At 36.8% G+C, this 21,097-nt stretch carries 19 protein-coding genes and 1 rRNA gene; 11 read left to right on the top strand and 9 right to left on the bottom strand.

The genetic code is table 11. The features are described from left to right. The first annotated feature begins 171 nt into the window (after positions 1-171). From H6F62_RS03390 to H6F62_RS03415, 6 genes are all read left to right on the top strand, one after another. Positions 172-1,380 (top strand): ABC exporter membrane fusion protein, encoded by a 1,209-nt coding sequence (locus tag H6F62_RS03390; protein ID WP_137908979.1) that lies wholly within the window; start codon positions 172-174, stop codon positions 1,378-1,380. Positions 1,381-1,489: 109 nt separating this feature from the next. After that, a complete protein-coding gene (devC, locus tag H6F62_RS03395) occupies positions 1,490-2,668 on the top strand; it encodes an ABC transporter permease DevC (protein ID WP_137908978.1) in 1,179 nt (392 codons plus the stop codon). A 219-nt stretch (positions 2,669-2,887) separates the two neighbouring features. After that, positions 2,888-3,892 carry an NAD(P)-dependent oxidoreductase gene (locus tag H6F62_RS03400; RefSeq protein WP_137908977.1) on the top strand — a complete coding sequence of 335 codons (1,005 nt, stop codon included), beginning with the start codon at positions 2,888-2,890 and terminating at the stop codon, positions 3,890-3,892. A gap of 47 nt (positions 3,893-3,939) precedes the next feature. Beyond that, a complete protein-coding gene (locus H6F62_RS03405; protein WP_190371339.1) occupies positions 3,940-4,398 on the top strand; it encodes a DUF2141 domain-containing protein in 459 nt (152 codons plus the stop codon). A 142-nt stretch (positions 4,399-4,540) separates the two neighbouring features. Then, the gene (locus H6F62_RS03410) at positions 4,541-5,800 is read left to right on the top strand and encodes a glycosyltransferase family 2 protein (protein WP_190371340.1); all 1,260 of its coding nucleotides are present in this window, start codon (positions 4,541-4,543) and stop codon (positions 5,798-5,800) included. A 98-nt stretch (positions 5,801-5,898) separates the two neighbouring features. Continuing rightward, positions 5,899-7,155: a glycosyltransferase gene (locus H6F62_RS03415; protein ID WP_190371341.1), complete on the top strand. Its 1,257-nt coding sequence runs from the start codon at positions 5,899-5,901 to the stop codon at positions 7,153-7,155. A gap of 377 nt (positions 7,156-7,532) precedes the next feature. Here H6F62_RS03415 and crtR read toward each other — a convergent pair whose 3' ends face one another. Next, positions 7,533-8,414: a beta-carotene hydroxylase gene (crtR, locus tag H6F62_RS03420; protein ID WP_028083201.1), complete on the bottom strand. Its 882-nt coding sequence runs from the start codon at positions 8,412-8,414 to the stop codon at positions 7,533-7,535. Between the two features lie 419 nt (positions 8,415-8,833). Between crtR and pyk the strand changes: the two genes are divergently transcribed. Beyond that, positions 8,834-10,603, top strand: a complete 1,770-nt coding sequence (gene pyk / locus H6F62_RS03425; protein WP_137908973.1) for a pyruvate kinase — start codon at positions 8,834-8,836, stop codon at positions 10,601-10,603. A 167-nt stretch (positions 10,604-10,770) separates the two neighbouring features. Here pyk and H6F62_RS03430 read toward each other — a convergent pair whose 3' ends face one another. Together H6F62_RS03430 and H6F62_RS03435 are read right to left on the bottom strand one after the other, a co-directional pair. Further along, positions 10,771-11,094 (bottom strand): type II toxin-antitoxin system PemK/MazF family toxin, encoded by a 324-nt coding sequence (locus H6F62_RS03430; RefSeq protein WP_199290866.1) that lies wholly within the window; start codon positions 11,092-11,094, stop codon positions 10,771-10,773. After that, the gene (locus tag H6F62_RS03435; protein WP_137908971.1) at positions 11,088-11,348 is read right to left on the bottom strand and encodes an AbrB/MazE/SpoVT family DNA-binding domain-containing protein; all 261 of its coding nucleotides are present in this window, start codon (positions 11,346-11,348) and stop codon (positions 11,088-11,090) included. The genes H6F62_RS03430 and H6F62_RS03435 overlap by 7 nt, the downstream gene beginning before the upstream one ends. Positions 11,349-11,649: 301 nt before the next feature. Here H6F62_RS03435 and H6F62_RS03440 point away from each other — a divergent pair, with 301 nt between their 5' ends. Continuing rightward, complete coding sequence (locus tag H6F62_RS03440) at positions 11,650-11,967, top strand: helix-turn-helix transcriptional regulator (protein ID WP_137908970.1); 318 nt, start codon at positions 11,650-11,652, stop codon at positions 11,965-11,967. Positions 11,968-12,222: 255 nt separating this feature from the next. Here the strand turns inward: H6F62_RS03440 and H6F62_RS03445 are convergent, their stop codons facing one another. From H6F62_RS03445 to rfbC, 3 genes are read right to left on the bottom strand one after another with little or no spacing between them, the layout of a single operon-like run. Beyond that, on the bottom strand, positions 12,223-13,299 hold the full coding sequence (locus H6F62_RS03445) for a glucose-1-phosphate thymidylyltransferase (protein WP_137908969.1): 1,077 nt from the start codon (positions 13,297-13,299) through the stop codon (positions 12,223-12,225). After that, entirely contained in the window at positions 13,296-14,195 is a 900-nt protein-coding gene (gene rfbD / locus H6F62_RS03450) for a dTDP-4-dehydrorhamnose reductase (RefSeq protein ID WP_137908968.1), read from the bottom strand. Before rfbD ends, H6F62_RS03445 begins: the two co-directional genes overlap by 4 nt. Then, entirely contained in the window at positions 14,188-14,733 is a 546-nt protein-coding gene (gene rfbC / locus H6F62_RS03455; RefSeq protein WP_137908967.1) for a dTDP-4-dehydrorhamnose 3,5-epimerase, read from the bottom strand. Before rfbC ends, rfbD begins: the two co-directional genes overlap by 8 nt. A 346-nt stretch (positions 14,734-15,079) precedes the next feature. On the opposite strand from rfbC, the gene era reads away from it, so the two are divergent. After that, on the top strand, positions 15,080-16,054 hold the full coding sequence (gene era, locus H6F62_RS03460; RefSeq protein ID WP_137908966.1) for a GTPase Era: 975 nt from the start codon (positions 15,080-15,082) through the stop codon (positions 16,052-16,054). A 41-nt stretch (positions 16,055-16,095) separates the two neighbouring features. Next, the gene (locus H6F62_RS03465) at positions 16,096-16,569 is read left to right on the top strand and encodes a TspO/MBR family protein (protein WP_190371350.1); all 474 of its coding nucleotides are present in this window, start codon (positions 16,096-16,098) and stop codon (positions 16,567-16,569) included. A 123-nt stretch (positions 16,570-16,692) separates the two neighbouring features. Here H6F62_RS03465 and H6F62_RS03470 read toward each other — a convergent pair whose 3' ends face one another. The 3 genes from H6F62_RS03470 to glyQ form a co-directional block, all read right to left on the bottom strand. Further along, positions 16,693-19,047: a ComEC/Rec2 family competence protein gene (locus tag H6F62_RS03470; RefSeq protein WP_190371342.1), complete on the bottom strand. Its 2,355-nt coding sequence runs from the start codon at positions 19,045-19,047 to the stop codon at positions 16,693-16,695. A 94-nt stretch (positions 19,048-19,141) separates the two neighbouring features. Then, a complete protein-coding gene (locus H6F62_RS03475; protein ID WP_190371343.1) occupies positions 19,142-19,627 on the bottom strand; it encodes a DUF4079 domain-containing protein in 486 nt (161 codons plus the stop codon). A 172-nt stretch (positions 19,628-19,799) separates the two neighbouring features. Next, positions 19,800-20,678 carry a glycine--tRNA ligase subunit alpha gene (gene glyQ, locus H6F62_RS03480; protein ID WP_137908963.1) on the bottom strand — a complete coding sequence of 293 codons (879 nt, stop codon included), beginning with the start codon at positions 20,676-20,678 and terminating at the stop codon, positions 19,800-19,802. A 307-nt stretch (positions 20,679-20,985) separates the two neighbouring features. Here glyQ and H6F62_RS03485 point away from each other — a divergent pair. Beyond that, positions 20,986-21,097 (top strand): 16S ribosomal RNA (locus tag H6F62_RS03485); the annotation flags it as partial.

Below are 21,097 nucleotides of genomic sequence, written 5' to 3' on the forward strand. Positions count from 1 at the left end.
TGCAGTAAAATCCACGTTAATTCTAGGTTAATTTGGGTATTTATAACAGCTGGGAATGCTGACAACAATTCATACATAAATAATTAGACATATTGCTTCTATGAAAGCAACAGAGGATAAGTCTATAGCCATTACGAGTATTTTTTGAAATAACACCATGGGAATAACAATATGGCAATAAATAAACAAAGCCAATTATTCAAATTGACTGCGCTAAAGTGGAAAATAATTTTGGCAACTTCTCTAACTTTAGCTACGGGGTTAGTATCCTTATACATTTTCTATCAATTGAAGATCAATTCTCAGATTCTATCTCCTGCGACAACAGCTAGTAAATCTCAACCTACCTCTATTAAAGTTGCTGTAACTGCATTAGGAAGGTTACAACCAAAAGATAAAATTACTTATTTATCTGCCCCTAATTCTATCAATGGTGTCAGAGTAGAAAAACTGTTGATCAAGGAAGGAGATAATGTGAAGAAAGGACAAGTATTAGCTTATCTAGAAAACTATGCTCGTTCCCAAGCAGCCATACAACAAGCATTTGATAAATTATTAATTGCTAGAGCTAAACTGGCACAGGTAAAAGCTGGAGCAAAAACTGGAGATATTAATGCTCAACAAGCCACAATTACTCGGTTAAATTCCCAATTACAAGGAGATATTGCCGCGCAAGTAGCAACAATTAATCGGATTCGGGCTGAAGTTGAAAATGCTCAAAAAGAGAGTAATCGCTATCAGCAATTATTTAAAGATGGTGCTATTTCTGCTTCTATTGTTGATAGTAAAAATTTAACCTTAAAAACTACACAACAGCAGCTAAAAGAGGCTCAAGCTACTCTTAAAAGGACTGAAAATACACTTAAAGATCAACTCAAAGAAGCAAAATCTAAACTTAATAGTATTAAAGAAGTTAGGTCTGTAGATGTAGAATTAGCAGAAAGTGAAGTTAAAAGTGCAGAAACAGCAATTAAACAAGCGAAAGCCGATCATGATTTAACCTACATCTCTTCCACTATAGATGGGAAAATTTTGCGAATTAATGCCAGAAATGGAGAAATAATTTCTACTGCTGGCTTTGCAGAAATTGGTAATACATCACAAATGCAAGTCTTAGCAGAAGTCTATCAAACAGATATTCAAAATATTCGAGTTGGCCAAAAAGCTAAGATTACCAGCACTACATTTCCTGGTCAATTACAAGGAACTGTGCGAGAAATTGGCTGGCAAGTTAATCAACAAGGTATCTTTAGTATTAATCCCAATTCTGACGCAGACCGGAGAGTAATTGAAGTCAAAATATCTATTGATAATCCCGCAGATAGTCAAAATATATCTCGATTAACTAACTTACAAGTTGACGTTGCCATCCAAATTTAGTTATTAGTTAATATTCATTTGTTATTTGTTATTCTCAACAAATGACAACTAATAACTAATAACTAATAACTAATAAATGACAAATAATAACTGACAACTAACAACTAATATGAATATCAAAATTCCTTTAGCGTGGCTACAGCTTGTCCAGCAGAAACTTCGCTTTGTGATAGCTGTAGCCGGAATTGGCTTTATTGTGCTGTTAATGTTTATCCAGCTTGGTTTTCAAGATGCACTATATTCTAGTGCAACAGCATTACATCAACGATTGAACGGTGATTTGTTTTTAGTTAGTTCTCAATATAAATCTTTGACAGCAATTCAAAGTTTTTCTCGCACTCGATTATATCAAACATTAGGGTTTGATGGTGTTGATTCTGTTAGTTCAATTTATTTGCAATTTGCAAAATTAAAAAATCCCGTTAGTGGTGAGAAATATTCAATTTATGTCATTGGTTTTGATCCTGGAAAATCCGTGCTAGATATTCCAGAAGTTGAGGAAAATTTAGATAAACTCAAAATTCCTGATGTCATGCTATTTGATAGAGATGCCCGTTCAGAATTTGGACCAATAGCAGAATTATTTAATCAGGGAAATATTCAACAACCAATTGAAATCTTTCCCTTTGATGCGATTAAGGGCTATCGGGTGCGAGTCGGGGGTTTATTTAGTTTAGGACCTTCCTTTGGTGTTGATGGTAATTTAATTGTTAGTGACTCAACTTTTTTAAGAATTAATCCTAATAGTCGCCCAGTTGAAAAAATAGATATGGGAGTGATTAAACTCAAATCTGGTGCTGATATAGAACGAGTTTTAAATAGTTTAAAAAACAAGCTACCGCAGGATGTAAAAATATTCACTCGTCAAGAATTTATTGATTTTGAGAAACAATATTGGTCTGTAAGAACTCCTATTGGTTTTATTCTTAACTTAATGCTGATCATGGCTTCTGTTGTTGGTGTTGTAATTGTTTACCAAATTTTGTATAGCAACATTGCTACTCAATTTATTGCCTATGCAACTCTAAAAGCTATTGGTTATGCTAATGGATATTTATTAAATGTTGTTTTTCAACAAGCATTAATCTTAGCATTGTTAGGATATATTCCCGGCTTTATTGTTTCGATTGGTTTATATGATTTTGCTATGAAAGCAACTAAATTACCTATCATGATGACAAGTAATAATGCCTTACTTGTCTTAGTATCTACAGTCTTAATTTGCATCACCTCTGGAGCATTAGCTATTAATAAACTCCGTTCTGCTGATCCGGCTGATAGTTTTTAGGAATTTGTTTTCCTGTAAATTCAGCAAATTTTGCTCAATATTCTCTAAATTAAAACCAACCAAAGATAGAAGTTTAATGTTATTAGCAACAGTAAAATTTTCTTGTCAGTGCAACAGTTCTTAATTGCAATTTCCTGCAATTAGGAAATAAGATTGTATTGCTTTCTCAACTGTATCGTTACCGTCACACTACTACAAAACACTTATCTATATTTCAACATGAACTTGCAAAACAAAACTCTGCTGATTACCGGAATTGACGAATTTATTGGTTTACGTGCAGCCGAATTAGCTATAGCTCAAGGGATGAAAGTTAGAGGTATACAAAGTTCCCAAATTAAAGATCAAACAGCGCAAAATTTAGGTATTGAAATTCTAGTCGGTAATATCACTGATCCTGGAATTTGCTCAAAAGCTTGTCAAGGAATAGATATAGTTTTACATACTGCTCAAATTGCCGAAGAAGCTGGAGAAATTAAGCATTTTCGAGAAATAAATGTCAATGGTACTATTAATATCGCTAAGGCTGCTAAACAAGCAGGTGTAAAAACATTTGTCCATCTTTCTAGCACTTTAGTATATGGGTTTGATTACCCTGAAAGGGTTACAGAATCAGGTGTACTTTCGGGTGAAAATAATCCTTATTGTCAGACAAAAATTGAAGCAGAAATCGAAGTTTTAAAACTGAACAATGCCCCTGAATTTGGAGTAATTGTAATTCGGGCTGGTGATGTCTATGGTCCTGGAAGTATTCCTTGGATTGTTCGGCCAATTCAGATGATGCGACAAAAATTATTTGCTTATGCTAATGATGGTAAAGGTGTGATGAATCATCTATATGTAGATAACTTAATTGATGCTATCTTTTTAGCCATAGAAAAATCAGCCTATGGGGAAATTTTCAACATTACTGACGGTAAAGAAACTTCTTGGAAAGATTATTTTATTCATCTTGCTTCTTTGGAAGGTTTACCAGCGCCAATGTCTTTACCTAAAGAGGAAATGAAGTTATTTCTGCGTGTGCGTCTTCAGGGACAAAAACTATTCCGTAAAAAAGCTGATATTCTCCCGGAATCAGTTGATTTTATGAGTCGTCCTTATGCCTATTCTATTGCAAAAGCACAAAATATTTTGAATTATCGGGCTAAAGTTGATTTAGCAGAAGGAATGGGTCGCACTCGTGAATGGTTGCAAAAAACTGACATTCAAAAACTGATGAAATAGATAAAATTCTCCAAGGGTAAATTTTCACAATTAGGAAGTGTTGACTAATGTTTAAAATTGTAAACCTGTTCATTGCCACTTTGCTAACTATTAGCTTTACCGAAGTAGCTCAAGCTGAATCAACAACATCATTAACTGTAGTTGTTAATGGTATTCGTAATCAAACTGGGGAAATTTGCATGAGAGTTTATAACTCTGAAAAAGGATTTCCAGATAATGCTAAAAGTGAAGTTAAAAGTGGCTGTACTAAAATTACAGGAAATTCCATTAAACAGGTATTTTCTGGATTAAAACCTGGTAATTATGCTGTGGCTGTAGTTGATGATCAAAATGGTGATCACAAACTCAATAAAGACTTTTTCGGGATTCCCGAAGAGGGTTTTGGCATTTCTAGAAATCCCATTGTTTCTATCAGCACTGGCACACCTAAGTTCAAAAATGCCCGTTTTAAAGTTGATAAGAATACTACAATTAATATCTTTTTGAAGTATTCTCTTGATCCTTAATTCGGAATTTAATACGGTTTAGTTAAGCCTAAAACTCTATTCTTAACTGAACTGTATTTATTTATAATTTACAATCGGGAGTTAAGTATAGATGCTAACTCTTTTTCCTGACCTCTAAGTTATATCTGAGACTATAGAGATAATGCCAGATTTGATGATATTTCTATCTAAGTCTTTGTTGGGTTGGTTGTTAATTCAGAGTTGTTTAACGTTAATATTTTTATGGTATTTACGTTCATACAAACCACGGTTATTACCAGATGAAAAATTACCAAAAACGGCAGTAATTCTTTGTTTACGAGGTGCAGATCCATTTTTGCCTCATTGTTTGCGATCGCTCTTACAACAAAACTACCCGCAATATGATCTAAAATTGATCATTGATAGTCAAAAAGATCCAGCTTTTAAAATTGCCAGTGAAACAATCAATCAACTGCGTGCAACTAATGTCCAAATTAGCACATTAAGAGCGGTTCGTCATAATTGTAGTCTTAAATGCAGTTCTCTATTACAAGCTGTTTCTGACTTAGATAATGCTTATCCAGTTATCGCTTTTATTGATGCTGATACTGTAGTTCATTCCGAATGGTTACGAGAATTAGTCACTCCTCTTCTTGATGACAAAGTTGGTCTAACAACAGGAAATCGTTGGTATGTTCCCACTGGTAATTATTGGGGTTCATTAGTTCGCTACTCCGGTAATGTTTCTACGGTGGTGCAAATGTTTCTCTTTCAAATTCCTTGGGGTGGAACTTTAGCTATCAAAACAGAAGTATTACATCGCATCAAACTTTTGGATAAATGGGGACAAGTATTAACAGATGATATGCTCCTCCATAAACTTATCAAACAACAAAAGTTACAAATTAAATTTATTCCTTCTTTATTGATGCTAAATCAGGAAGAAAGTAGTTTAAGTAACTTACTAGAATCATTAAAACGATTAATAATTAGTTCTAAACTTTATCACCCCGGTTGGTTAGCTATCATTAGTGAAGCATATTCTAGTATTCTCGTACCAAATCTAGTCATCATCATAATTTTCTATCTCCTGCTTCAGTCTCAATGGTACGCTGCATTTTTATTATTTTCTTCTTACATTTGCTATACCATTGGTTTAGTTTTACTCATGCTATTGATGGAAGTAGCAATACATCATATCTTACATAATCAAGGTAAAAAAATACCCAAATTATCGCCTTTAATTATCCTCAAAATGTTAATAGTTATTCCTTTAACACAGTGGATTTATGGATTAATAATCTTATCTTCCTTCTGGACATCAAGTATTACTTGGCGGGGACTTACCTATCGCATTCAAGGACATGAAAATATTCAGTTAATTGAATACCGTCCTTACCAATGGTTAGATCAACCAATTGATCCAAAAGCTTCTCTTTAGGGAAATAGGGTAAATTTTAGATGTTCTATTTTCGCTTTAACGCTTCAATATCTAAAATTACCCAATTCAAAATTTTCAAGAAATATCACCTCATAGTCATGAACAAAAAACCTCTTCGTATTGCCTTATTTACAGGATTATACGCTCCATTCTTAACAGGAGTTTCTGTGGCTGTTCATCAAAGAGTTCACTGGTTATTAAAACAAGGACATGAGGTTTTTCTAGTTCACCCAGAAATTAATGATCAATACCCGCCACAAGTTGGTAAGCGTCCCATGACAGGAATTGAAGAACTAGAAACATTTATTAATTTTTCTGCTTATTCATTTCCGACAGAACCACTGATATTTTATAAATCTTTACCCCAACCATTAAACTATCGTCATTGGAGTGATACAAAATTACTCACTCACTTTCAACCTGATATTATTGTTGTCGAAGAAGCCCCACAAATGAGAGGTTTATATTCTGGTTTTTTACAAGGTTATGGCCGTTCTGTGGGAGTAGAATATGCCAGAAAAACAAACACACCTATTGTTTCAGTTTTCCATACAGATATCATTGCCTATATCCAATATTATTTCGGTAATACAGTCTTTAATTTAGTGCGTCCTCTCCTACCAATTTTAGTTAAACAATTTAGTGAAACTTATGATTTAAGTTTATTTTCTTCCCGTGAACAACTAGCTAAATACCAAAAATTAAAAGCTCAACGAAGTGAATATCTCCCCTATCAAGGAATTGATTGCCAAAAATTTCATCCCCGCAATATTTGTCATGATCCAATTCCTGATGATCAACGTCCAACTATCTTATTTGTAGGGCGTATTACTCCAGAAAAAAATGTTAATCAACTTTTAGATATTTATCCTCTCATTGCTGCTAAAATTCCTGATGTTCATCTAGTAATTGTTGGTAGCGGTCCTTTGGATGCAGAAATTCGTCGTCGCGCTCAAAATTTCCCCCATGGTGTCACTATTTGGGGTGAATCTCATGGTAAAGAACTTTTAGGTTGGTTTGCAAAAGCAGATATATTTGTTAACCCTTCTATCACCGAAAATTTCTGCACTACAACTAACGAAGCTTTAGCTTCTGGAACACCTGTAGTGGCTGTTGTCGCCCCTTCAACTGCTGAACAGGTTATTTCTGGGGTTAATGGTTTTCTGGCCGCACCTAATGACCCTAGAGATTTTGCCCAAAAAGTAATTACAATTCTCGAAAATCCTGACCTCAAAAATCAATTAACTCAACAAGCTCGTCCCTCAATTCTGGAATTTGATTGGTCAGCTTGTACCCAAAAGTTTGAAAATAAGCTTTATGAATTAGTGAATATCCGCCGAGAGGTAGATGTCTAAATCAAACTTAAAAAAACGCCAATTTGGCTACTGAAATAGAAATAGCTCTGCTAAAGTATTTAAGTAGTTGACCTGTGGGCTTTTAGGTTCTTAGTTTGAGATATTGATAAAGCTATCTTGTGATCATTCTCAAGATTTATTACTCCAAATTGATCACCAGATAACTATTATCCTCAATCGTGCCTAAAACTCTTTATACCTCAGAAGCACCAACTTCTGGGGTTTTTGTGATTTTTTTACACTACTATTGCCTTTCTATCGGGGATTTTAGCATTGCTGGGGAAACTATTTTTACGCCTCTTTACTAAATAAAGCGTAACTTAGTCTTCCCCAGGAAGCATAACAGCTTACATAATTCTGCTATAAACTGCCCTAAATCAGTGATGAAAGTGAATACCTATGAAAATATCATAGACAAATTCAAAAAAGTCCTTTTTCTGCAATAACCCGGAAGTTTGGGGACTGCCTTTTTCATCCAATAACGGCTTCATTAAATAATAAGCCGGTTGATAATTATACCAAGGAATCGAAGGCCACAGATGATGAATTAAATGGTAATTCTGCCCCAAAATCAGGATATTGAGAACTTTACCTGGATAAACCCGGGCATTTTTCCAGCGATTTCTTTCCACAAACGGACGGTGGGGTAAATAATCAAAAAATAACCCCAAAGTTATTCCTACTAAAAAAGCCGGAATAAACCAAAAGTTAAGAATATAGCCCAAAAAATGATATTGGACAGAAATATAAACAATAGTAATGATGATTAAGCGACTAATAAACCATTCTAGTAGTTCATAATTACGCCATAATCTTCTTTGGAAGAAAAATACCTCATGGTACAAAAATCTCACCGCAATTAACCACAGGGGTCCACCTGTCGAAACATAATGATCTGGGTCATCATTAGGGTGGTTAACATTACCATGATGCTGCAAATGTACTCGTGTAAATACTGGAAAAGCAAAGGCGAGAATTAAGGCACTACAATGGCCTAAGATAGCATTAACAATTCGATTCCGATGGGCTGACTGGTGACAAGCATCATGAATGATTGTTCCTGAACAATGGAGTGCTAGTGTATTGATACTAAAACACAACCAATGAGGCCATTCCCACAACCAATACCCAAAATTAGATAAAACTAACATCATCACTACGACTAAAAACATCAGCAGCGTGGGGTTAAAATCACCAGGAGGTGATAAAAGTTCTTTGGGGGGAATTGTCAGTGGCTTTTGTGCCTCCGACGTGAGCATTATTAACTCCTTTAATTAATCATCAATCTTTACGGATCATACTATTAATCTTAGTTAAGAGTAAAGTTATGTAAAGCAAGATTTATTTACAGTTCTGTTGAAGGGTCAATAAATGAGGCTATGATTCTTGGCTAAACCAGTGCTTTTAGATAAAAAACTCTCTGAGAGGACTGTTGCCAATGTACGATATCAAATTTATACCATAATTACCTCCCTAACTGCCTGTAACATTGATTTAGCAGTTAATAAAAAAGACAGTTCGTTTAATTCATACCAATTTGCAAAATGATGGTGATCAATGGAAAAATGAATTGCTGATACTGTCAGTCTTTCATCATCCAAAATCTTAAATCTCAAATGGTATAAGCAAAGATGACGATAAATTCCCCGGTAGACTCCAAAAATCTTCAACCCAGCCCATGACGCAATTAAGAGATTCTCAGCGCCGAACTAAAATTGTTGCTACTATTGGACCTGCTACCAGTAGCCCAGAAATGCTGAAAGCAATTATTGAAGCGGGTGCTACAACCCTTAGACTCAACTTCTCCCACGGAACTCATGCTGATCATCAGCGTAGTATTCGGTTAATTCGGCAAACTGCTTTTGAATTAAATAGACCAGTAGCAATTCTACAAGATTTACAGGGTCCCAAAATCCGTTTGGGTCGGTTTGAAAATGGTTCTATAATCTTAGGCAAGGGCGATCGCTTCACTTTGACAAATCGCCCTATAGAAGGAACTCAAGAAATAAGTTGTGTCACTTACGATTACTTAGCCGATGAAGTTCCCACGGGTGCAAAAATCCTCCTCGATGATGGTAAAGTCGAAATGGTGGTAGAGGACATCAACCGCGAAAAAGGTGATTTACACTGTCGCGTCACAGTTCCAGGTAAACTTTCCAACAACAAAGGTGTTAATTTTCCGGGAGTTTACTTATCCATTAAAGCCATGACCGACAAAGACCGCGAGGATCTGATGTTTGGTCTAGACCAGGGTGTTGATTGGGTAGCACTTTCCTTTGTCCGTAATCCCCAGGATATCATCGAAATTAAAGAACTAATTTCCAGCACCGGTAAAAGTGTCCCTGTAGTTGCTAAAATCGAAAAACACGAAGCCATTGAACAAATGGAGGCAGTTCTGTCTTTGTGTGACGGTGTCATGGTCGCTAGAGGTGATTTAGGGGTGGAATTACCAGCGGAAGATGTACCCGTACTACAAAAACGGCTAATTGCTACGGCTAACCGCTTGGGTATTCCCATCATTACCGCTACCCAAATGCTAGATAGCATGGTCAGTAACCCCCGTCCCACTCGTGCGGAAGTATCCGATGTCGCTAATGCGATTTTAGACGGTACAGACGCTGTCATGCTTTCCAATGAAACCGCCGTCGGTAGTTTTCCTGTGGAGGCTGTAGCGACCATGGCCAGGATAGCAGAACGCATGGAACAGGAGTACGCACAAAACCCCAACTCCCGTCAGTCACGAGATAATAAACCCTCTATTCCCAATGCTATTAGTCAAGCAGTTGGTCAAATTGCGGAAAATTTGGGCGCAGCAGCAATTATGACTTTAACACAAACTGGAGCTACAGCCCGCAATGTTTCTAAATTCCGTCCGAAAACACCAATTTTAGCAATTACACCCCATGTTAACGTAGCGCGACAGTTACAGATGGTCTGGGGCGTAAGACCGCTTTTAGTCTTAGAATTACCTTCCACTGGTCAGACGTTCCAAGCCGCTATCAATGTAGCCCAAGAAAAAAACCTCTTAACGGAAGGTGATTTAGTAGTAATGACTGCTGGTACACTTCAGGGGGTTTCTGGGTCAACAGACTTGATTAAGGTGGAAGTGGTAACTGCTATACTCGGCCAGGGAATTGGTCTAGGTCAAGGTTCAGTCAGTGGACGTGCTAGGGTAGTTCATAATGCTATGGATGCCAGTAATTTTAATTCCGGTGATATTTTAGTAGCATCCCGCACAGGTGTCGATTTTGTAGAAGCAATTCGCAAAGCTGGTGGGATTATTACTGAGGAAGATAGTCTCACTAGTCACGCCGCAGTTATCGGTTTACGTTTAGGTGTACCAGTAATTCTGGGTGTGAAGGAAGCAACACAGGTAATTAAAGACGGTGCGATTTTAACTTTAGATATACAGCGAGGTTTGATTTACTCTGGGGCGGTGGGAACTTAAACAATTAAAAATTCAAAAAAATCATTTTGGATTTTTAATTTTTGGGTTTTGAAAACATTTCATGCAGAGACGCAAAAGGCGCGAAAGGCGTTTTCTGCGTCTTGGTTTTATGAGGAATAAAAATAAACTACGAAGGAGCGAAGCACACGAAGGAAGAAGAAGGTTATTTATTCTGCAAATATTTCCGCTAAGATATCCAAAACGGCTTTTTGTTCTTCTGTAGTAATTTGACCGAGAAGTTTGACTAATCGGATTTTATCTATTGTGCGAATTTGATCAAGTACGATTTGCCCTTCTTTTCGTTGAAGTTGACAGGTTACTCTTGTGGGGTATGGTTGCCCTTTTGTTGTCATTGGTGCAACTATTACGGTGGAAATATAATGGTTTATTTCATTGGGTGAAATTATTAAGCAAGGGCGTGTTTTTTTAATTTCACTACCAATGGTAGGGTCAAGATTAACTAAGAAAACATCAAATCTGTTAACTACCATTGCCATTCATTTTCATCCCATTCTGTTGTGTTGATGTCATCTAATAAGATATCATCGCGGTTTTCTGCCATTTCTATAAATGCTTTTTCCCAACCCTTTCTGACTTGTTCAATTGGGCGAATAATGAGATGATTTCCTTGAACTTCTATTTCTACTTCTGAGTTAATTCCGCTTTGTTCTAATAGGGTTTTGGGGATGCGTAACCCTTGGGAGTTACCAATTTTGACTATTCGGGTTTTGATTGCTGTACCCATTTTATGTTTTTGGGGATAGGGTGGTGTTTACATTGTAATTACATAAATAAAAATAGTCAAGTAGAAAGCCGCAAGTAATGATGTAAACTTAGGATAGGGCTTAATATTTTTTGTATACAGCCACGCCACGCAAGAAATTCAAGGGATTTTATGCCTGTTAACTATTGATTCGCTTCTTCCAGAAAAAATCAAAACATGGTATTGCTACATCTAAGCAAGACATTGACTTAATTGAAGCAAGACTTGAAAGAGAAAAACAGCATTATAAACAAGTTTATCAGTAAGAGAAAAGGAAATAATCATGACAGAACATATTGAAATAAAACCCAGTAGCGGTAACGTATTTACTGACTTAGGTTTACCCAACCCAGATGAAATACTAGTAAAAGCAGAACTAGCACGAAAAATCAGTAATGCTATCATTGCACGTCATATTACACAAGCAGAAGCGGCTGAATTATTAGGAATTGATCAACCAAAAGTTTCTGCTTTAATGAGAGGAAGACTTACAGGTTTTTCTCTAGAAAGAATGTTTAGATTTCTCAATACTTTGGGAATTGATGTAGAAATTACAGTCAAAGCTAAATCTAGAGATGATGCACGGATAATAGTAGTTTAATTTGTGCTTGTGAAAAGGTTGACTTTGATGAATGGTAGATATTTACTCGATCTCAAACTCTCATTCCTCTGTGATCTCTGTGATCTGGCGTGGTTCGTTTTTAGTAACTTGTGCGTAAGTCCTAAAGATAAAAAGAAATAATCATGACAGAAAATATTGATATAAAAGCCAGTTGTAGCAAGGTATTTATAGTATTGCTAAAACCAGCCTTTTTATTGAATATTAGTACAGTGTCTAGAATGATACCTATTGCCTTTAAGTTAGTTCAATTTGCGAATCATCACCAATTAAAAAACGTAATGCTTTAGGACGACGGGGGGCTATACTTAATTGGGCGCGTTGTCCAATTAAACTATCAATAATCCGCTGTTGAATACCCGTAATTTTAGCACCTTCTAAAACTACACTATGTTCTAAATCCGTTTCTATCAGGGTTGAATTATCCGCAATGCTACTATAAGGACCGATAAAACAGTTTTCTAAATAACAATTATTCCCAATTATCACAGGTCCACGAATTGTACAGTTGATAATTTTAGATTTAGCACCAATTTCTACTCTACCAATAATCTGAGTTTTACTATCAATGTCGCCTAAAATTGATTTTGTTAAATAGGTATCAAGAATTAGCCTGTTAGCTTCTAATAAATCATCTTTTTTCCCTGTATCTAACCACCAACCATCAAGATTATAAGCTAAAACTTCTTTTTTTTGATCTATTAAACATTGAATAGCGTCCGTAATTTCTAATTCTCCCCTCGCTGAAGGTTTAATTTGAGAAATTGCATCATGGATAGTCGCCAAAAAGAAATAAACTCCTACCAATGCTAAATTTGACGGGGGAACTTTTGGCTTTTCAATTAATTGTAATACCTTACCTTTTTCATCTACCTTCGCTACACCAAAGGCGCTAGGATTTGGGACTTTACGCAACAGAATTAAAGCATCTGGTTCTTGTTGGCTAAATTTATGCAAAAATGAACTTAAGTCCCCTTGTTGAATTAAGTTATCTCCCAAATACATCATAAATGGAGAATCTTTTAAAAAAGGACGCGCCACCTGGACAGCGTGGGCTAAACCGGCTGGTTGTTCTTGCAAAATATAGGTAATATTCACAGCGAATTTTTCCCCATTTCCGGTTTTATTTTTGACTTCTTCTCCTGTTTCTGGACTGATAATAATAGCAATATCCGTAATTCCCGCCCCTGCCATTTCTTCAATTCCGTACCATAAAATTGGTTTATTAGCAACTGGGACAAGTTGTTTTGCTCCGGTATAAGTTAAGGGGCGTAATCTTGTGCCTTTTCCACCGGATAAAATTAGTGCTTTCATAGAGATTTTCCTTGTAATTCTTTTAACATTAATCTTAGTCTTTGTCGCCAATGGGGAGGATAAGTTGCCAATATTCTAGATATCTTATCACAAGCTAAAATGGAGTAAGCGGGACGTTTTGCGGGTGTGGGATATTCGGGAGTGGTAATAGGAATGATCTTTTCAATTTTCAGGGAAAAGCCCAGTTTTTCAGCTTCTTCAAAAATAGCTATAGCAAAGTCATACCAACTCGCAACACCACTATTTGTATAGTGATAAATTCCAGTAATTTCTGATGTTAATTGGGGGATAATTTGGGATATTGTCAATGCTATATCTTGAGACCAAGTAGGAGTACCAATTTGATCTGCAACTACCCTAATTTCGGGTTTTTCTTTACCAAGTCGTAACATCGTTTTCACAAAATTACTTTTTCCATAAGTCCCATAAACCCAAGCTGTACGGATAATTATATGATGATGGGGACAAGTTTTTTGAATTGCTATTTCTCCGGCTAATTTTGTCTTTCCATAGACACTTAATGGATTAGGAATATCAGTTTCTTGATAGGGATAATTGTGATTACCGTTAAATACGTAATCTGTGGAAAGATGAATTAAGAAACTTCCTAGTTTTTGGCTTTCTTCGGCGATAATTTGCGGGGCTATAGCATTGACAGTATTAGCTATTTCTGGTTCGCTTTCGGCTTTGTCTACGGCTGTATAAGCAGCGGCGTTGATAATTATTTCCGGGTGGGTTTCTTTGATAATTTGACGGAGGTTCTCAGGTTGATTTAAGTCTATTTGCGGACGTGCATAAGCAATAACTTTATAGTTGGTAGAGTTGGATGAAAGGGTATTTTTTAGTTCTGTACCCACTTGTCCGTTACTACCTATTAGTAATATTGATTTATTCATAAACTTCCGCTTTTTTAAAAGTTGGAGCATTACTATCTTTAGCTGATAAAATTGGAGGTGTTTTCAGAGGCCAAACTATAGCTAAATCTGCATCATTCCAAATGATAGCGCGATCGCTTCCCGGTGCATAATAATCTGTAGTTTTGTATATCACCTCTGCCATTTCTGAAAGTACGAGAAAGCCATGAGCAAAACCTGCTGGTATCCACATTTGGAGTTTATTTTCGGTGCTGAGTTCGTAACCTACCCATTGTCCAAATGTGGGAGATTTTTTTCTAATATCCACAGCCACATCAAAGATTTTACCAGCAATAACGCGAACTAATTTACCTTGGGGCTGGATAATTTGATAATGTAATCCTCGCAACACATTTTCTTCCGATTTTGAGTGATTATCTTGAACAAATTTGGCTGTAATTCCCAGTTTTTCTGTGAATATTTTTTCGTTATAGGCTTCCAAAAAAAAGCCCCTTGAGTCTTGGAAGATTGGCGTTTCAATCAAGATAATCTCTGGTATCTCCGTAGCAATAGTTTTCATGGTTTTTAATTTTACTAGTTCGCTAATTAATAAATAAGTATTATTTTTTTAGGACTTAGCCAACTGCTATAATGTTCTAACTTGTAGTCAGAACTTTAGTCCTATTTTTTCTCAAAACTATTAAATAATAGCACAAAATGTTAATTTCACAATCAAAGTTTAACAGCTACAACCTGATTATTTGCATCTTTGCGCCTTTCGGTGATACATATTCATATATTTAATCAGCAAGGCCAAATTTTGATTTATCCTTTCTTGTTATTTCCATAAATATGCAATAATTGATATATCTGTATTCTTCAAGAGAATTTTCATCAAAATCATCTATTGATCATAACTGTAAACAATGCAAGTAGAATCACAAGTGTCTCATATTGATAATAATATTTTTACTGATTTCGGTGGTGTGATGATTCCCCAAGCACCTGCTGGATTTAAATCGGGTTTTATCGGTATTATCGGTCGTCCTAATGTCGGTAAATCCACTTTAATGAATGAATTGGTTGGGCAAAAAATAGCCATTACTTCCCCCATAGCCCAAACTACTCGCAATCGTTTAAGAGGTATTTTAACTACAGAAACCGCCCAGTTGATCTTCGTGGATACACCGGGTATTCATAAACCACATCATCAATTAGGGGAAGTGCTGGTAAAAAATGCGAAAATTGCCATTGAGTCAGTAGATGTTGTATTATTTGTAGTTGATGGTACGGTTGCCTGTGGTGCGGGCGATCGCTATGTTGCTGAATTATTAACTCATAGTCAAACACCCGTAATTTTAGGAATTAATAAAATTGATCAACAACCGGAAGATGCTCAAAAAATAAATGAAAGTTATATTCAATTAGCTAATACTTATCAATGGGAAACTGCGAAATTTTCTGCTAAAACTGGCGCGGAATTATTACAACTGCAAGATTTATTAATTAGTCACCTCGAACCAGGACCATTTTATTATCCCCCAGATTTGGTTACAGACCAGCCAGAACGGTTTATTATGGGTGAATTGATTAGAGAACAGATATTATTACTAACTCGTCAAGAAGTTCCCCATTCCGTAGCCATAGCCATTGATTTAGTCGAAGAAACCCCAAAAATTACCCGCGTTCTTGCCACCATCCATGTTGAGAGAGATTCGCAAAAAGGTATTCTCATTGGTAAAGGGGGAACAATGCTTAAATCTGTTGGTAGTGCAGCTAGAGAACAAATTCAAAAGCTAATTGCTGGGAAAGTTTATCTAGAATTATTTGTCAAAGTACAACCCAAATGGCGACATTCACGGGTGCGGTTAGCCGAACTAGGTTATCGTGTCGAGGAATAAGTGATAAACTAGTTATGGTAAAAGTCAGCACCAAGGCAGTTATGATTAAATCTTGGATGATAATTGGCATTATAGCATTCTTAGTAGGTTTTGCTGGTAACTGGATGACACCCAACCAGAGTCAGTGGTTTAGACAATTACAAAGACCTCGATGGTTAACATTTGAATCAGCAATTCCCCTGATTTGGACAGTAATATTTATTTGCGGTGCTTGGTCAGCTTACATCATTTGGGAACACAGCCCAAATAGCTATACAACACGCTTGATGATGGTTTTATACCTACTCCTAGAAATATTTACCATAGCTTACACCCCTGTAATGTTACATTTTCGCAGTCTCATAGTTGGGACAATTATCGGTGGTACAGGATTGCTGATTTGTTTGTTAATCACATTAGCAGTTCTACCAGTATCCATTTGGTCGGCGTTACTATTATTACCTTATTTACTGTGGAGTCCTATAGGTACATACACCACATGGGAAATGAGTCGTCTTAATCCTCAAGATGCTTAAAGCCGGAAAGTTGAAAGTCTTGATGATGTTTGACTTTCAACTTTTTATTTTTTATCATAGGTTTTATCTCTTTGTTCCTTTGCGTCTTTGCTCCTTTGTATCTTGGCGCGAAAAAATCCCATATTATAAAACAGAAGATTTATTTTCTGTTGTTTGAATGAAAGATTGAAAATCTTCATTCGGTGTCCATTGAACTGCACCATCTTTACCAGTAAAAAAAATCTTCGTTTGTCCTTTACTTAAAGAAGATAATGTTTTACTATCTAAATTATTAGTAGGAGAGATGGCTATTTGCGGTTTAAGTGCTAAAATTAGATCTTGTAAAGATTCTGATGGACACCATAAAACCTGGGGAGAAGACAAATCTCCGCTTTTAATTAGTTCTTGAATTTGTTGGGATTTAATATTACCGACCAATAACCAGTTTTGATTAAAAATTTGTAATTTTAAAATTGGTATTTGCTCATTAATTAATTGTGCGATAATTGTCGAATTATTTATCGGTTGACCAACTGCTAAACCTTGATAGATTCCTTGCTCTTCTTGGAGTTGCTGTTGCAGTAATTGAGTGGCAATATTGTCCTCTAAATTGGGAGTATATTCATAGAAATTTTTAATTGGTATATCTTGCATAATTTCCAACCAAGGATCATAACTATGACCAGGGAACTTACTAGCGACAGCCAAATTAACTTGATTTATCCCTTGCTGTCTTAAAAATGGGAGAATTGTAAATCTACCCGTACCTTCATTTCCCCCATTAACTATCGCAATATTTCCTCGATCTTGAATTACTAAAACAGGTTCAGTCCTGGTTTCTAATAAAGTAATTCTTAGCAAATTATCATGAGAATACCACAGGGGAAAAAGCACCAAACCGACCACAATAAAACCTGCAAACCACCAGCGTTTCTGCCACCATTTTACTAATAAAGGTAAAATAATTAAAAGATAGATAATCAACATTTGCCAAATTGATATACTACCAACAGGTATCTGACTTCCTGGTAAATGATCAAAAAATTCCGCCAGTTGAATTAACCAATGGGTAGGATAATATAAAAAACCCGCTAAAATACTTCCTAAATCTGGTAAAATTAAACCTACTAAACCGCTAATCATTCCCCCAAGACTAATGATAGAAATAAATGGTGTCGTCAGAATATTAAGAGGCACACTATAAACTACAATTACACAAGCAAATTCTAGCAATCGGGGTAAAGTCCAAATTGTTGCTGCTAAAGATGCAGAAATTAAAGAACTAATTGTTGGTGGTAGCCAATCTAAACGTTTATCTATTGCTGGTGCGGTGACAATTAATCCTAACGTAGCTAAAAAACTCAATTGAAAACCTAAATTCCAAATCCACAAAGGATTAAATAATAATAATAATGTTGCTGCTATCAACAAAGATCCCAACTGCTTCACACCTTTTTCTAAAGCCAAACCGAGCAAAGCCGCAAAGCCCATAATTACGGCTCTTAATACCGCAGGTTCAAAACCGGCTAAAAACAAAAAACCAGTTAATCCCAAGCCACCCATAGTGATCTGGGCGGCTTTATTTGTACCTTTAGTTAGCTGTAAAATTACACCCAAAATTAAAGAAGTTTGAAAACCAGAAGCAGCCAAAGCATGAGCCAAACCAGTCCTCACAAATAAATCACGGATATCATAGGGTAAATCAACAGCCTTAGCACCTAAAACCATGGAACTGACAAGAGGACCTTCAGGAACACCTAATGAACGAGCTTGTGATCTCCCGATTTTCCCACGAACTTGCCACCATCCCCAAGGACGCTGATCATCGAGAATATTGACCTGTCTTCCCGCTAAACCCGCAAAAGTCTCCTCCTGTCGCAGATATTTCTGAAAATCAAAACCACCAGGATTTAACGCTGCTGTTGGTTTATACAAAAATCCTGTCACCGCAATTTCTTGTCCAGGATATAAACCAGTAGACTGAAGTATCGGTACAGTCACGTATAACCTACCTGTTACCTCCCTGGGATTCCCTCCAGAAGCTTGATTATTCTGTACCTCATCTAACTGAGTCGCTGCTAACCAAAATTGTCCCCTTTGACTGCGAGTTAAGCGAGGATTACTATCCACCAACCCTCGCACAATCACTGACTGTTCAAGATTACTTTTATCACTAGCCACAAAGCGACTAATATCTTTTATTCCCGGTTGAGGTAATCGCAAATTAAAATAAAAAGTAGCCAACAAACCCACCACACCAGCTATTAACCACAGACTAGGATGGGGAATATTTGTCCAGTTATTAGCAACCAGCTTTGTTTTGTCAGCAGTCCCATCTCTTTTGAGAGCAAATTTCCTTAAATTAACATATATTCGGCGAAATAACACTGCCCCAACCACACCCAAAAATAAAATCCAGACACCACCCCAGGGAATTGCGGTAAATAGCAAACCCAAAATATAACTAAGACAGATAATTATTCCACTCGTTTGCATCATAAATCACAATAAATGCCAAAGCACCCAGTAGATTAAAATTTAATTTGCTTTTTACACAAATAATTTATCTTTGGTAACTTTGGCAATCAGAAAATTATAAAGAAATACCCAAATTAAACCCTAAAACAGCATGAACAAACATAACCCCTAGTGCTATAGTCCCCAAATAAGCATGAACTACACGCAACCCAGCTTTATCGCCAAAAAATCCACTTAGAGAAATCACACCATTAATTAACAACAGTATTAACACCAGCGAACCAGTCCAAAAATGAGGACTTGCAAACAGCGGTTTTTGCTGCATCACTAACGACAAAACTCCGCCAATATACCCACCAGCTAAAAATAAAAACAACCAGGGAGCTAATTGACGATGAGCATTACGGCTTTGAATAGCTGCATCCTTATCCTTCCCCTCCAGCAACTTACCACGCCAACCCATCACCCCCACAAAAGTCCCCACCACAAAAATCACAATTCCCATCATTACTGGATGTCCCCAATGTACAATCGGTTCAGGAACACCCAGAGAACGAAACCAACTCGCAATTGGTTCTAAAACTGCACTGATATTTACCATCTTACACACCACTGTTTTAACATTAACTTCCGTATCCCCCTTGCGGGGGGGAATTGAAAAATTTGGACTTGCTGAATTGAGGTATGAATTCTCTGGCTTTCATTTTTAAAACTCTTACCTTTGCGCCTTTGCGTGAGTTAATTCATGATTCAATTATGCAACGCCAAAAATTTTAGCTTATATTATTCCTAAGCAACGGAAAACCCAACTTTTCCCTTTGTTCAACATATAAATGAGCCACTTTCCTTGCCAAATGCCGAATCCTAGTAATGTAACGAGTTCGTTCCGTCACCGAAATTACCCCTCTAGCATCCAGTAAATTAAAAGCATGAGAACACTTAATCACATAGTCTAAACTAGGTAAAACCAATCCTCGTTCTGTTAATTGAGTAGCTTCCTGCTCATATAAACCAAACAGCGTCAGCAACATTTCAGGATTAGAAGCTTCAAAATTATAAGTACACTGTTCAATCTCACCTTGAAGATGAACATCACCATAAGTAATGTTATCAGTCCATTGGATCTTAGTAATAGCCTCCACTTGCTGAAGGTACATCACCAATCGCTCTAAACCATAAGTAATCTCAATGGACACAGGACGACAATCAATGCCACCACATTGCTGGAAATATGTAAATTGGGTAATTTCCATCCCATCTAACCACACTTCCCAACCAGTACCCCAAGCGCCCACCGTCGCATCCTCCCAATTATCCTCCACAAAGCGAACATCGTGATCTTCAGGACAAATCCCCAAAGCTCGCAAAGAATCAAGATAAATCTCCTGGATATCATCTGGTGACGGCTTAATTAACACTTGATATTGATAATAATGCTGAAAGCGATTCGGATTTTCGCCATAACGACCATCTGTAGGCCGACGACAAGGCTCAACATAGGCGACAGCCCAAGGTTCAGGTCCCAAAGCCCTTAAAAACGTATGGGGATTCTTAGTACCCGCGCCCTTCTCCATATCGTAGGGTTGAGCAATTAAACAGCCACGCTGTCCCCAAAACTCATGCAATATCGCTATTACGGACTGGAAATTCACTATCTACTCTTCCTTTAGTCAACAATTTCTAACCCATTGTGGACTAAACCCAGCACTGTGGGCAGGTTTCAGGGCAATAAAAAATTTTTTTCCAAAAAGATGGAAAAAGTAGTTGACAAACCCAAATAGATTAGATATATTGAATAAGTGCCGAACAGCGAAGCCGAGAGAGGCAACGCCGAACAGCGCACCGAACCTTGAAAATATTATAGTTTGAAAGCCAGAATACGACAAGTACCCCTGCGTCAGAAAAAAATAACCTGACCGTGGTTGTAAAAACGGTCGAAAGAGCTAAAAAGAACGAACCAAAATGGAGAGTTTGATCCTGGCTCAGGATGAACGCTGGCGGTATGCTTAACACATGCAAGTCGAACGGTCTTTTAGGAGACAGTGGCGGACGGGTGAGTAACGCGTAAGAA

The sequence above is a fragment of the Anabaena sp. FACHB-1391 genome (assembly GCF_014696755.1).
GTDB classification, from domain to species: domain Bacteria; phylum Cyanobacteriota; class Cyanobacteriia; order Cyanobacteriales; family Nostocaceae; genus Dolichospermum; species Dolichospermum planctonicum.

Coding starts and splice junctions, on each gene's coding strand:
- H6F62_RS03390 (WP_137908979.1), top strand. CDS start 172: ATGGCAATAAATAAACAAAGCCAATTATTCAAATTGACTGCGCTAAAG.
- devC (WP_137908978.1), top strand. CDS start 1,490: ATGAATATCAAAATTCCTTTAGCGTGGCTACAGCTTGTCCAGCAGAAA.
- H6F62_RS03400 (WP_137908977.1), top strand. CDS start 2,888: ATGAACTTGCAAAACAAAACTCTGCTGATTACCGGAATTGACGAATTT.
- H6F62_RS03405 (WP_190371339.1), top strand. CDS start 3,940: ATGTTTAAAATTGTAAACCTGTTCATTGCCACTTTGCTAACTATTAGC.
- H6F62_RS03410 (WP_190371340.1), top strand. CDS start 4,541: ATGCCAGATTTGATGATATTTCTATCTAAGTCTTTGTTGGGTTGGTTG.
- H6F62_RS03415 (WP_190371341.1), top strand. CDS start 5,899: ATGAACAAAAAACCTCTTCGTATTGCCTTATTTACAGGATTATACGCT.
- crtR (WP_028083201.1), bottom strand. CDS start 8,414: ATGCTCACGTCGGAGGCACAAAAGCCACTGACAATTCCCCCCAAAGAA.
- pyk (WP_137908973.1), top strand. CDS start 8,834: ATGACGCAATTAAGAGATTCTCAGCGCCGAACTAAAATTGTTGCTACT.
- H6F62_RS03430 (WP_199290866.1), bottom strand. CDS start 11,094: ATGGTAGTTAACAGATTTGATGTTTTCTTAGTTAATCTTGACCCTACC.
- H6F62_RS03435 (WP_137908971.1), bottom strand. CDS start 11,348: ATGGGTACAGCAATCAAAACCCGAATAGTCAAAATTGGTAACTCCCAA.
- H6F62_RS03440 (WP_137908970.1), top strand. CDS start 11,650: ATGACAGAACATATTGAAATAAAACCCAGTAGCGGTAACGTATTTACT.
- H6F62_RS03445 (WP_137908969.1), bottom strand. CDS start 13,299: ATGAAAGCACTAATTTTATCCGGTGGAAAAGGCACAAGATTACGCCCC.
- rfbD (WP_137908968.1), bottom strand. CDS start 14,195: ATGAATAAATCAATATTACTAATAGGTAGTAACGGACAAGTGGGTACA.
- rfbC (WP_137908967.1), bottom strand. CDS start 14,733: ATGAAAACTATTGCTACGGAGATACCAGAGATTATCTTGATTGAAACG.
- era (WP_137908966.1), top strand. CDS start 15,080: ATGCAAGTAGAATCACAAGTGTCTCATATTGATAATAATATTTTTACT.
- H6F62_RS03465 (WP_190371350.1), top strand. CDS start 16,096: ATGATTAAATCTTGGATGATAATTGGCATTATAGCATTCTTAGTAGGT.
- H6F62_RS03470 (WP_190371342.1), bottom strand. CDS start 19,047: ATGATGCAAACGAGTGGAATAATTATCTGTCTTAGTTATATTTTGGGT.
- H6F62_RS03475 (WP_190371343.1), bottom strand. CDS start 19,627: ATGGTAAATATCAGTGCAGTTTTAGAACCAATTGCGAGTTGGTTTCGT.